This window comes from Streptomyces sp. NPDC005483, assembly GCF_040606035.1.
Classification (GTDB): Bacteria; Actinomycetota; Actinomycetes; order Streptomycetales; family Streptomycetaceae; genus Streptomyces.
Genome location: NZ_JBEXEA010000001.1, coordinates 355520 through 368329, shown reverse-complemented (window position 1 = coordinate 368329; position 12810 = coordinate 355520). Strand labels below are relative to the sequence as shown.

The following is a 12810-nucleotide window of genomic DNA, read 5'->3' as shown; positions in this document are numbered from 1 at the left end:
TTCAAGCCCCCAGGTTGAGCGTGAGTTTGGTGACGGCGAACGCTTCGGCGTATCGCTCGTGGCATTCGATGCCGCGGATCCGTGCGAGGCCGAGGAAGGCCTCCCGGTCGTACCAGGGCCGGTGCCGCTGCGAGGCGTAGTGCTCCTGCAGCAGCCGTACCTTCTGTTCGGCGATCTCCGTCGACAGTGGCTGGTACGCCGCCATGCGGCCGAGGTCGCCGTCCCACTTGACGATCTCGTAGCCGAGCACGAGGTGGTCGCGGAAGGCGGTGGGTATCAGCTGCGCCAGGCCGCGGTGGTCCTGGTGGGCGTCGTCGGTGCGCGGGGCCAGGATCAGATCCGGGTCGGTCTGCGCGCGCAGTTCCTCGACCGCGGCCTTGGCCTCGTCCCAGTGCACGGGCATACGGCCGTCCGGCAGTTTGAGCACGGTCAGCCGAAGGTCGGCGCCGGGGCAGAAGGCGGCGAGCGCGGCCCGCTCCTCCTGCTCGCGCTCGCTGCCGCCGCCGGAGAGCACCAGCGCGTCGACACGGATACCCGGCCGCGCCTGACACAGCGTCAGCAGTGTGCCGCCGGCGCCGATGGCGATGTCGTCGCAGTGCGCGCCCACCGCGACGATCCGGTCCGGGCGCCCGGCGGTGAGCGGGATCACGCGCTGACCCCGGCGTCGTCCCGTTCCCACACGGCCCACGGGCGGTCGCCCAGGGTGTAGGCGGCGTCGAGCGCGGCGCGCTCCTTCACGGTGTCGGTCGGCTTCCAGAAGCCGCGGTGCTGGTGCGCGACCAGCCGCCCGCGCTTGGCGAGTTGGCCGCATCCGTCGGCCACCAGGTCACCGTTCTCCGGTATGTGGTCGAAGACCTCCTGGCGGAGCACGAAGTAGCCGCCGTTCTCCCACAGCGGCATGTCGCTCACCGCGGTGATGCCGCCCACCAGGCCGTCCTCGCCCAACTCCACGCAGTGGAAGGAGGACTGGGGCGGTACGACCATCATCGAGGCCCCGGCGTCACGCTGGGAGAACTTCTCGATCATCTCCGGCAGCGGGGCGTCGGTGAGGACGTCGGCGTAGTTGGCGAGGAACATCTCGTCGCCGTCCAGGTGGTGGCGCACCCGGCGCAGCCGCTCCCCGATCGGTGACTCGATGCCGGTCTGCGCGAACGTGATCGTCCAGTCGGCTATGTCGGTGGACAGCAGCTCGGTCCGGCCCTTGCGCAGCACGAAGTCGTTGGACGTCGTCTCCTCGTAGTTGACAAAGAAGTCCTTGATGTGGTGGGCGCCGTAGCCGAGGCACAGGATGAACTCCGTGTGCCCGAAGTGCGCGTAGTAGCGCATGACGTGCCAGATCAGCGGTCTGGGGCCGACCATCGCCATCGGCTTGGGCACGTCGTCGGAGGTGCCGTTGCGCATCCGCATCCCGTAACCGCCGCAGAACAGAACGACCTTCATGCTGTGACCTTTCGGGACGCGCCCTCGACGACGCTCAGTTCCGGGATGGGAAAGACAAGCCGGCCGCCCCACTCGTGCACGAAGGACAGCTGCTCGGTGAGTTCGGCCCGCAGGTTCCACGGGAGGACGAGCACGTAGTCCGGCTTGTCGGCGGCTATCTGCTCGGGCGGCAGGATCGGGATGCGGGTGCCCGGGGTGAACCGGCCGTGCTTGTAGGGGTTGCGGTCGACGGTGTACGCGAGCAGGTCTGGCCGGATGCCGCAGTGGTTGAGCAGGGTGTTGCCCTTGCCCGGGGCGCCGTAGCCGACGACCGTCTCGCCGCGCTCGGCCGCCTCGATGAGGAACTTGAGGAGGTCCCGGCGCACCTTGGCCACCCGGGCGGAGAACTCGGTGTAGCCGGACAGCTCCTGCAGCCCGGCTGCCTTCTCCCGGGCCAGCACGTCGGCCACCCGCTGCGTCGGCTCACCGGCCACCTCGGCCGGGCGGGCCCACAGCCGGATGGAGCCGCCGTGCGTGGGCAGCAACTCGACGTCCACGAGGGTGAGTCCGCCGCTGGCGAGGGCCTGGATCGCGGACGCGACCGTGTAGTACTGGAAGTGCTCGTGGTAGATCGTGTCGTACTGGTTCTCCTCGATCAGGGTCAGCAGGTGCTGCACCTCGATGGAGACCCAGCCGTCGTCGGCCACGAGGGCGCGCAGCCCCTGGGTGAAGCCGACCACGTCGGGGATGTGCGCGTACACGTTGTTGGCCACGACCAGGTTCGCCGGGCCGTGTTCGGCGCGGACGGCCGAGCCGGTGTCCGGGCTCAGGAACTCGGTGAGCGTGGGTACGCCCGCGTCGCGCGCCGCGGCGCCGACGTTCACCGAGGGCTCGATGCCGAGGCAGCGGATCCCCCGGTCCACCACATGCCTCAGCAGGTACCCGTCGTTGCTCGCGACCTCGACCACGAAGGCGTCGGAGCCGTCGGAGCCTTCGGTGTCGAGTCCCACCCGCTGTACGGCGTCGGCGACGAAGGTACGCGCGTGCTCCACCCAGGAGGTCGAGAACGAGGAGAAGTACGCGTACTCCTTGAACGTCTCCTCCGGCGTGATCAGCGGCGGGATCTGCGCGAGCCAGCAGTCGGTGCAGACCTGCAGGTGCAGCGGGTACGCGGGCTCCGGCTGGTCGAGTTGGTCCGCGGCGAGAAAGCTCTCACATGGTGGCGTCGCCCCGAGGTCGACGACGCTCGCCATCGCTTCCGAGCCGCACAGTCGGCATCGTGTCATCTGTTGTTCCCATCCCCCCTGCTCGCGCGGGTGTCCCCGCCGCGAGTCTGTGCTGACCGACCCGCGATCGCGGTGCGGTACTCGTCAACCAGGCGGTCGAGGCCGACCGTCGGGCTGAAACCCTGTTCGTAACGGCGCCGGGCCGCCTCGCCCATCTCCCGGTTGGCGGCCGGCTCGGCCGCGATCCGGCGTATGCAGGACGCGAGCGAGGCGGACTCGCCCGGCTGGTGCAGCAGCCCGGTCACCCCGTCCTCGACGAGTTCGACGAAGGCGCCGTGGCCGGCGGCGACGACCGGGACCCCGGCCGCCATCGCCTCCACGACCACCAGGCCGAACGCCTCCAGCCACGTCGACGGAGCCACCACGGCGACCGACCGCGCGATGGCCTTCTGGCACTCCGCCGTGTCCAGCAGGCCGACGTACCGCACGTCGTCCCGGCCCGCCGCCCAGGCGATGACCTCTGCCTCCAGCGGTCCCGTCCCGGCGATCACGAGCGGTACTCCCACCCCGCCGCTCGCCGCGATCTCGTCCCACGCGGCCATCAGCAGCCGTACGCCCTTGGCCTCCGCGAGCCGGCCGAGATAGAGCAGATGCTCGCCCGCGTCCGTTCGGCGCGCGTCCGGGTCCGGCACGAAGTTGTGCTTCACCGCCAGCCGCTCGGCCGGCATCCCGGCATGCACCAGAACGTCACGCTGCGCCGCGGAGATGCAGAAGAAGCGCTCGACGCCGGACCACCACCGCCGCCGGTTGGCCGACAGGCTGACCGCGAGCGGCACGGTCGCGAGGCGGGAGCCCCGGTAGCAGCCGTGCCGGACGGCGGGCAGCGGCGTCGAGCCGACGCACTCGGTGCACGGCCGGCCGTCCCGCTGCAGAGTGCCGGGCGGGCAGACCTGGGTGTAGTTGTGCAGCGTCGCCACGGCGGGCACGCCGGCGTCGGCGCAGGCGGCGAGCACCGCGGGCGACAGGAGCGGGAAGACGTTGTGGACGTGGACGATGTCCGGCCGCTCGGTGCGGAGCCGGGTGGCGAGTTCGGTGCGGACCGCCGCGTTCCACGGCACCCGCAGGGGCACCGCGACCTTGGCGAGGAGGGACATGGCGCCGATGTCGTCGCTGCGCCGCTCGAACATCTCGACCCGGTGTCCGCCCTCGCGCAGCAGCTCCACCTCCTGGTCGACGACCTTGTTCTCGCCGCTCGGCTGCGCCGAGCCGTAGCGGTTGTGCACCACGAGGATGTGCATGCTCACCTCACCTCCGATCTCTGGGCCCAGCGCGGGATGCGTTGTCGAGGGACGACGGGCGTCGCGAGGGGGGTGGCCTTGACCGGTGCCGCCAGCAGCGAGGCGGCCAGGGCCAGATGCAGCAGATACGGCGAGGCGTCGCCGAGACCGGCCTCGGTGTACGACGCGATCGCGCAGTAGCTGATCAGGAAGATCGCGCAGGCCCGCTGCAGCGACGGTGGCCGCAGCAACGCGACGCCGCCCAGCACGATGATGATCGCCGCGACGAGGCCGACGCCGATCAGGCCCTGCTCGTTGTAGACGGCCAGCCAGCTGTTGTCGATCGGCAGGCCGCCGAACGACTTGTCGCCCAGGCCCACGCCGAACCACTTCTCTCCGGTCGACCGGGGAGCGGCCAGCAGGGCGTCCCAGACCTTGGCGCGACCGGTGAGGCTGGAGAAGTTGTCCTTGCTCTGTCCGCGCAGGAACCACGCCTGCAGCGCGGAGGCGAACCCCACCGCGGCCACCGTGGCGATCGCCACCGCCCAGGTGAAGAAGCGGCGGGCCGCGGCGCTGGTCAGCAGGAGCGAGCCGATGGCCAAGACCAGCCCGAGGAGCAGGCCGAGCGTGGCCGTCCGGGTATGGGTCAGCGCGAGCAGGACGAGTGACGGCACGATGACCACTGCCGCGCTGGTCTTGTCGGTCCGGCGGCCCAGGAGGAGCAGCACGGTGAGCCCGATGATCACCGCGGCGTACTGGCCGATCTGCGGCGGGGTGAGCGGCCACAGCGCGCCGACCAGCCGCCCGCCGTAGAGGTCGGGCAGGGCCGCGCCCGGTGAGACGGCAAGGCCCAGGGCCACCGACCCGAGCACGGCGAAGTACATCCGGATGTGGTGCCGTACGAACGTCAGGCTGCCGTCCCACCAGCGGCTGAGCAGCCACAGCGTGCCGACGAAGAGCATCAGCCGGAAGCAGCGGAACAGCGCGCCGAACCCGGACTCCAGGTGAGCGCTGGAGATCACGCTCGTCACCAGGAGCAGGGTGAGCAGGAAGACGTACGCGCCGGCTCGGATGCGCAACCGGACATTGATCGCGAGCGCCAGCGCGAACGCGGCGACCAGCGCGCCCATGGTGACCATCTGGATGAGGGAGCGGGGCAGCGGGACGATGGTCTTCGCCCCGGCGGAGCCGAGCGTGTTGAGGACCAGCAGCCCCCAGACCACCCCGACGATCCTCGGTGTGCGCTCTGTCTCCATCTCAGCCACCGGCCTTCGGGTCGGGGGCGAGGGTGCTGCCCGTGTCCTGCCGGTACGGCATGCCCTGCCAGCGCGCGAAGTCGAGCACCTTGCTGGGGTCTTGGGCGACGAAGTGCCATGGCCCGACGTAGACGTTGTCGTGCCAGCGGTTGTGCTGCTTCTGCGTGATCGCGTCGGCCACCTTCTCGCCCTTGTACGGCGACCAGTCCGGATAGGTGCCGTAGTTGGACAGCACCGCCATTCGGTCGCACTTCGTCGTGCACTTGACGACCGACGTGTCCAGCACGAAGCGGTTGTCGTGGATGTCCACCCGCTGGGTCTTCCACCGGCAGTCGGCGTAGAGCGGCGCCTTGGCGATCGCCGGCTTCGCGCAGCTGCCGGTCTTCTTCACCAGCAAGGTGCAGTCACCGGACGAGGTGTTGGCCGGGCTGTTGCAGAACCGGTCGGCGTTCTCCCACAGGGTGATCCCGGACCAGTTGTTCTCCAGCACGTTCTTGTAGATCTCGATCTTGTCGGTGCGGGCCTTGATCCGTGGTTCGCCGCCCGACTCGGACAGGTAGATCGTCGCGAACGGGAAGCTGTCGCCTTTGTCGGCCGCTTTGCGGCCCTCGACCCAGTTGTTCCGCCGGATCGTGTTGTTGCGGATGATCGCGTTGTAACTGATCTCGTAGATCAGCGCGGCACCGTCGTTGGCCTCGATCACGTTGTTCTCGATGAGGAAGTCGTTGTTGTTGGTGTCCGCCCACAACCCGGTTCCCCGGTTGTCGTGCACCCAGTTCCCGCGTACGTCGGCGCCGTTGACGTCCCAGAACTTGATGCCTCCGGTGCAGCCGCAGCCCGGCTTGCGCCGCTCCCAGTCGCCGGTGTTGTTTCCCGCGATCTCGTTGCCGTCGACCACCAGGCCGGTGACACGGCCGTTGCCCTTGTACGCGTTCATGCCGTACTGGCCGTTGTTCCGCAGGCAGTTGCCGCGGACCTGCTGGCGGGCACCGGCCATCAGCCCGGCTCCGTCGTTGTCCTGGATCGTCGAGTCCTCGATCACCCATCCGTCGGCCGAGTCGTGGTTGACCACGCCCTCGTCGGACGGCGCCGCGAAACGCTGCACGGTCAGGTAGCGGATGGTGACGTCGTCGGCGCTGCCGCTGAACGCGTACTGGTTCTTCTTCCCGCCGTCGAGCACCGCGCCCGGCGCACCGAGGTAGCGGTCCCCCTTCTTGGGAACGACCTGGGCGTAGCGGTCCGGATCGAGCCTGTGCTTGCCCGGTCGGAGCCAGAACGTGGTGTTCGGCGGGTTGCTCTTGGTCTTGGCCGCCAGGTCACCGACCTTCCCGGGGTCGACCGTCACCGCACCCGCCGGTGCCTTGGCCGGCCCGGCCGCGGGGTTGGCGCACACCCGGGCCAGGGACGTGGACCGGACCCCGGACGTGGTCGGCGTGGCGGTCGGTTTCGCATCGGCTTCCGATGAGCTGCTGTCGCAGCCGGTCGCCGCCAGCAGGGCCAGCGTCAGCGGTGCCGCCGCCAACGCCCAGGGCCGCCAGTTGATCTCCACGCGCCCCCCTAGCCGCGGAACCCGAGCACGGTGGTGAAACCCTCCGTGCCGTCGGTGGAGCCGGTACCGATCAGGGTGGTGGCGGGTTCCTTGCGCCCGAATCCGGCGGAGTACCAGCCCAGCGGCGGTTCGCTCTCGCCGCGGTGCGCCTGCCAGGACAGTTGCGCGGGCAGTTCGAGTACGGCGGAGCGGTCCTCGCCGTCGCGGGTCCAGGTGAGCCGGGCCCGGTTCCCGACCAGGTCGGCGGTGATCGCCGGGCCGAGGTGGAACGCCAGGCGTGCCTCCCGGCGCGGGCCACGCACCTCGTCCACGATCCTCAACTCCTGCTTCTCAGCGGTCAGTTCCACCTGCCGCCGGTGCACGGAGCCCTGGTAGCCGTCGTGTTCGGCGCTCCAGCGGGCGGTTTCCGCCGTCAGGACCCGGCTCTGCGCATGCCGGGTCCACAGGAACGGGCCGCCGGAGACGGACTGGTCACCACCGTCCAGCTGCAGGGTGTTGTGGCCGAGGGTCGACCGGAAGTACTGCCGCCACTCGGGCTGCCCGTGGTAGCAGTACGTCCCCGGGTCGGCGAGCACGTCGACCCCGTCGTGCCGGACCTCCACGGACAGCGCGTCCGCGTGGGCGTGCGCGGCGATGGACAGGAAGCCGTGCGGCCCGCCGTCGCAGCGGCACCAGATCTCCTCCGGGCCGCGCAGGATCGTCATGCCCGCGTCGGCGAAGTGGGCCGGCCGGCTCGCCGGGCGGGTCACGGACAGTTCGGTGGGTTTGACGAGCGCGGCCAGCAGCGGGGTGCGCACATCGGTGGCCGTCACCTCCGGCCACCAGTCGAGCCGGCCGAACACGGCGTCCCCGGTGGCCAGCAGCGAGGCCCAGCGGTCGGTGCCCGCGCCGTCCACGATCAGACCGTGCCCGTCGTCCGCGTCCCCCTGACGCGGCGGCCGCAGCCGGTTGTCCACGACGGCCGCGAGCGCGTCCGTCATGCGCAGCAGCACCAGACGGACGGACGCGGGGACCGGCACCGCGGCGGCCTCCGCCTCCGCCAACGCGGCCAGGCCGAGCTCCAGGACCAGCCCGTGGTACTCGGTGGCCAGCTCGCGGTTGAGGCCGGAGCCGTAGGTGTTGCCGCGCAGATGCCGGTCCAGCGAGCGCAGCGCGTCGGCCCGCCAGCGCGGCGAGGAGGAGAACCAGTCGAACGCGCAGGCCGCGGCGAACTGACCGGCGGTCTCGGCGATGACGTGGTTGTTCGCCGAAGAGCCCCGGCTGGGGAAGGCGGCCAGCCAGCGCTGGTGGTGCCAGATCTGGTTCCGCGCCACCGGGTTGCCCTCGAACAGGTCGGCCGCGCCCGGCCAGCCGTCGAGCAGCCGGCGGATCCACACCCAGGACAGCAGCCGGATGCCCAGCTCGATGCCGCTGATCCAGTGGACGCCGCGCAGCGGCGGGTTGGCCGACCACCACGACCGCAGGTGCTCGGCGACGCGCTCGGCGTACCGCTCGTTCCCGGTGATCGCGTAGGCGGCCGCGAGCTGGGTGAGGTACTGGTGCCGGGACGGCTCCCAGATCTGCTTGATGTCCCCGACCGCGTCCTCACTGCGGTACGGCACGTCGAAGGCGTAGCCCGAGGGGGCCCGGCGCCCGGTCTTCGGGTCGCGCCACCAGTCCGGGTCGGCCAGGTCGTCGCGGATCACGCCGAAGAACTCGGCGTGCCCGTCCATCAGCCGGTCCGCCTCGGCGATGAGGCGCTTCGCGGCGTCGTCGGGTACGGCGGAGATCGCCCCGGCGGGCAGTACGGCGGTGAACCGGGCGCCGGTCACGTTCGGGCAGTCGGGCGGCGCCGACCGCCAGCGCCGTCTGCGCACCGTGTCGCCCACCCGGCCCGCGACCTCCTGCGGCCCCATCCGGGACAGCCGCCGGAGGTACCAGCCCACGCTCATGGTCATCAGGGCCTCGCCAACGTCACCGGCACGCCACCGGCCAGGCCGGCCTGCACGGCGAGGGTGGCCGCCGTGGTGGCGACCAGCGACTCCAGCGGCACCGGCATCGGCCCGCCGGTCCGAACCGCCTTGACGAACGCGGCCAGTTCGGCGTTCTGGCCCTTGTCCCGGGCCTTGGGCAGCCGCGAACTGACCCACTTCTTACGGCCGTACACCGAAGCGCGCACGAAGTCGTCGAGTCGCAGCGCGCGGCCGTCCGCGACCAGGTCCAGCGTCTCCTTGGGGAAGCCGGACGGGCCGGTGGTGACGTAACTGATGGTGGCGGTGGAGCCGTCCGGGTAGCGGAGCACGACCTGCAGGTCCTCGTTGCCGGACGTCGCCGTCGCGTACACCGAGACCGGGTCCGCGTCGAGCAGCCAGCTCGCCGTGTCGATGAAGTGTCCGCCCTCGCCGGCGAACCGCGAGCCCTCGGTGCCCTGCTGGAGGTACCAGCTGCCGTGCGTGAGGCGGCCCGCGTTGACCAGGTAGCGGAGGTTCGCCGGACCGGTCCGGGCGCCGAACCTGGTCCTGGCCTCCTGGAGCAGCGGCGCGAACCGGCGGTTGAAGCCAACCTGGAGCCGGTCGTTGCCTGACTCCTCCACCGCCGCGAGCACGCCGGCCAGTTCGTCCTCGGTGAGGGCCAGGGGCTTCTCCACGAACACGGTCTTGCCGGCCAGGAGGGCCTGCCGAGTCAGTTCGGCGTGCGAGCTGTGCCGGGTGACCACGAACACCGCGTCGACGGACTTGTCGCCGAGCACGGCGTCGAGGTCGGTGGTCGCCTCCTTGAAGCCGAACTTCCGCTGCGCGTTGGCTCCGGACAACGCCGTCGTCGTGACGACGGTCGACAGCTCGACGCCCTCACGCTGTGCGAGGTGCGGCAACAGCATCGACGTCGCGTAGTTGCCCGCGCCGATGAACGCGAGACGCACGGGCGTGTCGGCGGCCCGGGCCGGACTTGCCTTCGTGCTTTTTGTGGACACGGCCACCGCGGGCACGGCGACCACCGGGGCCTTCGCTTCCCCCGCATCCCCCGCCTGTTCGGGGTACCGGAACAGCGCGGTGATGGCCTTGAGCTCACCGTCCTTGAGGCGCTGGTAGGTCTCGACGGCGTCGTCGAAGTCGGCGACGTGGGAGATCAGGGGCTCCACGTCGACCTTGCCGCGGGCGGCGAGGTCGAGGAAGCAGGCCAGGTTGCGGCGCTCGGTCCAGCGGACGTAGCCGATCGGGTAGTCGCGGCCCTCCAGCTCGTACGACGGGTCGTAGCGCCCGGGGCCGTAGGAACGCGAGAACCGGACGTCGAGTTCCTTCTCGTAGTACGCGTTCCACGGCAGGTCGAGGCGGCACTTGCCGATGTCGACGACCCGGCCGCGGTCCCGGGCCAGCTTGGCCGCCAGCTCGACGGGCTGGTTGCTGCCGCCGCCGGCGGCCAGGTACACCTGGTCCACGCCGTGTCCGTCGGTGAGTTCGGCGACGGCGTTCTCCACGGCGGCGGAGGCGGGGTCCCCGCAGGCCGCGGCGCCCAGGCGCTCGGCCAGCTCGCAGCGCGCCGGGTCGGGGTCGGCGCCGACGACGCGGACTCCGGAGGCGGCCAGGAGCTGCACCACCAACTGACCGATCAGGCCGAGGCCGATGACGAGTGCCACTTCGCCGAGCTGCGGTTCGCCCTGGCGGACGCCCTGCATCGCGATCGACCCGACGGTGCCGAAGGAGGCGTGCTGCGGCGCGAGGCCGTCCGGCACCGGTGCGTAGAGGTTCTTCGGCACCCAGTTCAGCTCGGCGTGCAGCGCATGCTCGTTGCCGGCGCAGGCCACGAGGTCGCCGACCTTCACGTCGTCGATCCCGGCGCCGACCTCCTCGACCACCCCGCACAGCGAGTAGCCCAGCGGTGTGTAGGAGTCCAGCTTGCCCATCACCTTGCGGTAGGTGGCGGGCACCCCGTTGGTGGCCACGCTCTGCATGACCTTGGCCACCTGGTCAGGGCGGGAGCGGGCCTTGCCCAGCATCGACATGCCGGCCTCGGACACCTTCATGAGCTCGGTGCCGGTGGAGATCAGCGAGTAGGCGGTGCGGACCAGCACACCGCCCGGCTTGCACCCCGGGACCGGAACGTCGAGCACCGCCAGCTCGCCGCTCTTGTAGTTCTGTACGACCTGTTTCACCGAAGTCCCCTGATTCCTAAGCCGATTGCCGAGTGCTCTGGCCGGACCCGGAGGTCGCGTCGCGATACCAGTACTCGAGGGTCAGCACATGCCACAGATGCTTGGAGAAGTCCTGCTGTCCGGCGGCGTCCTCGGCGACCATCCGGTTCAGCGCGTCACGGCGCAGGAACCCGGAGCGGACGAGCTCCCCGTCGTTGACCACCTCGCGCACCAGTGGTGCCAGATCCCGGCTCATCCAGGCCCGCAGCGGGGCGCTGAACAGGCCCTTGGGCCGGTAGACGATCTCCCGGGGCAGGATCGAGGTGGCCGCCTCCTTGAGGACCGCCTTGCCCTGTCGTCCGACGATCTTGCGGTCGCCGGGCACGGCGAACGCCGCCTTGACCACCTCGACGTCCACGTACGGCACCCTCACCTCGGTCGACGCGGCCATGCTGGAGCGGTCCGTGTAGGCCAGGTTCAGGCCCGGCAGGAACATCCGGGCGTCGCCCAGGCACATGCGGTTGACGAAGTCGTCGAGTTCGTTGTCCTGGTAGATGTCCGCGTGTTCGGTCAGTACGTCGTCGACCGTCTCGGCCAGGTCCGGATCGACCAGGGCGAGCAGCTCCTCCTGGTCGTACATGGTGTAGCTGCGCCGGAACGCGGTCTCCTCCGGCAGCTCGGCGAAGGACAGGAACCGCTTCGCGAAGCGCACCGACCTGAGGCCCCGGCGGGACGTGGCGACCGGCAGCCGGTCCACGGCCGCGGACACCCCGCGCCGCAGGGGTCGCGGGACGCGCTGGTAGCGCAGGGCGAGCAGGTTGGCCAGGTGCTTGCGGTAGCCGGCGAACAGCTCGTCGGCGCCCATGCCCGAGAGCATCACCTTGACCCCGGCCTCCCGGGCGGCCTGGCAGATCAGGAAGGTGTTGATCGCGGCGGGGTCGCCGATCGGCTCGTCCAGGGAGTACGTCATCTGCGGCAGCAGCTCGAGCACGTTCGGGGCGATCTCGATCTCGTGGAGGTCGACGCCGAACTGCTCGGCCACCTGCCGGGCGTAGCGCAGGTCGTCGGGCATGGCCTCGAACCTGGCGTCCTCGGCGCGGAACCCGATCGTGTAGGCGGAGATCCCCGGCTGGTGGCGGGCCGCGAGGGCGGTCAGCCAGCTCGAGTCGAGGCCGCCGGACAGGAAGGTCGCCACGGGTACGTCGGCGAGCAGGTGCTGCCGGGTCGACTCCTCGACGATGGCGGCCAGGTCCGGCTGTTCACCGGCCCGGGCCCGTTCCTGGCCCTCGGCGGCGACGTCCTTCAGGTTCCAGAACCGGCCGCGCTCCACGCGGCCGTCGGGCCGGCACCGCAGCCAGCTCCCCGGCGGCAGCTTCTCCGCCTCGCGGAAGGCGCACCGTGAGTCCGGCACCCAGTAGTAGAGGAGCGAGGCCACCAGCGCCGCGTGGTCCACCTCCAGCTTGCCGCCGGTCGCGGCGGCGAGCGCCTTGAGCTCGGAGGCGAACACCAGGCCCTCGCCCCGCCGGAGCAGGAACAGCGGCTTGATGCCCAACTGGTCGCGGACCAGCACCAGTTCACCGGTGCGCTCGTCGAAGACGGCGAACGCGAACATGCCGCGCAGCCGGGGCAGGCAGTCCGTGCCCCAGCGCCGCCAGGCCTCGAGCAGCACCTCGGTGTCGGAGGTGCCGCGGAAGCGCACCCCGGCGGACTCCAACTCGGCCCGCAGTTCGGGCGCGTTGTACAGCTCGCCGTTGTAGGTCAGGACGAGGCTGTCCTTGACCATCGGCTGGGCGCCGGTCTCGGACAGGTCGATGATGGACAGCCGACGGTGCCCGAGCTGCACCTCGCCGTCACCGACGGGGTGGCCGTAGCGGCCCGACCCGTCCGGGCCGCGGTGGGCGAGGGTGTCGGTGAGCCGGTCGGTCACGATCTTGCCGTCCGGCCATCGGTACGTCCCTGCGATGCCACACATGTC

General features: G+C 70.8%; 9 protein-coding genes. All 9 read right to left on the bottom strand.

Translation table 11 applies throughout. The features are described from left to right. Position 1 precedes the first annotated feature (1 nt). The 9 genes from ABZT06_RS01685 to asnB are packed head-to-tail and all read right to left on the bottom strand — an operon-like array spanning position 2 to position 12807. Positions 2-649 carry a PIG-L deacetylase family protein gene (locus ABZT06_RS01685; RefSeq protein ID WP_355733218.1) on the bottom strand — a complete coding sequence of 216 codons (648 nt, stop codon included), beginning with the start codon at positions 647-649 and terminating at the stop codon, positions 2-4. After that, positions 646-1440 (bottom strand): glucose-1-phosphate cytidylyltransferase, encoded by a 795-nt coding sequence (locus tag ABZT06_RS01680; RefSeq protein WP_355733215.1) that lies wholly within the window; start codon positions 1438-1440, stop codon positions 646-648. Before ABZT06_RS01680 ends, ABZT06_RS01685 begins: the two co-directional genes overlap by 4 nt. After that, complete coding sequence (locus ABZT06_RS01675) at positions 1437-2705, bottom strand: class I SAM-dependent methyltransferase (protein ID WP_355733212.1); 1269 nt, start codon at positions 2703-2705, stop codon at positions 1437-1439. The genes ABZT06_RS01680 and ABZT06_RS01675 overlap by 4 nt, the downstream gene beginning before the upstream one ends. Further along, positions 2702-3943, bottom strand: a complete 1242-nt coding sequence (locus ABZT06_RS01670) for a glycosyltransferase family 4 protein (RefSeq protein ID WP_355733209.1) — start codon at positions 3941-3943, stop codon at positions 2702-2704. Before ABZT06_RS01670 ends, ABZT06_RS01675 begins: the two co-directional genes overlap by 4 nt. Before the next feature lie 2 nt (positions 3944-3945). Beyond that, positions 3946-5178 (bottom strand): O-antigen ligase domain-containing protein, encoded by a 1233-nt coding sequence (locus ABZT06_RS01665; RefSeq protein WP_355733206.1) that lies wholly within the window; start codon positions 5176-5178, stop codon positions 3946-3948. A gap of 1 nt (position 5179) precedes the next feature. Continuing rightward, positions 5180-6727: a right-handed parallel beta-helix repeat-containing protein gene (locus tag ABZT06_RS01660; protein WP_355733203.1), complete on the bottom strand. Its 1548-nt coding sequence runs from the start codon at positions 6725-6727 to the stop codon at positions 5180-5182. An 8-nt stretch (positions 6728-6735) separates the two neighbouring features. After that, positions 6736-8664, bottom strand: coding sequence for an alginate lyase family protein (locus ABZT06_RS01655; protein ID WP_355733201.1), 1929 nt, complete (start codon positions 8662-8664; stop codon positions 6736-6738). Further along, positions 8664-10856 carry a bi-domain-containing oxidoreductase gene (locus ABZT06_RS01650; protein WP_355733199.1) on the bottom strand — a complete coding sequence of 731 codons (2193 nt, stop codon included), beginning with the start codon at positions 10854-10856 and terminating at the stop codon, positions 8664-8666. Before ABZT06_RS01650 ends, ABZT06_RS01655 begins: the two co-directional genes overlap by 1 nt. Positions 10857-10872: 16 nt before the next feature. Beyond that, positions 10873-12807, bottom strand: a complete 1935-nt coding sequence (asnB, locus tag ABZT06_RS01645) for an asparagine synthase (glutamine-hydrolyzing) (protein ID WP_355733197.1) — start codon at positions 12805-12807, stop codon at positions 10873-10875. Between the last annotated feature and the right edge of the window lie 3 nt (positions 12808-12810).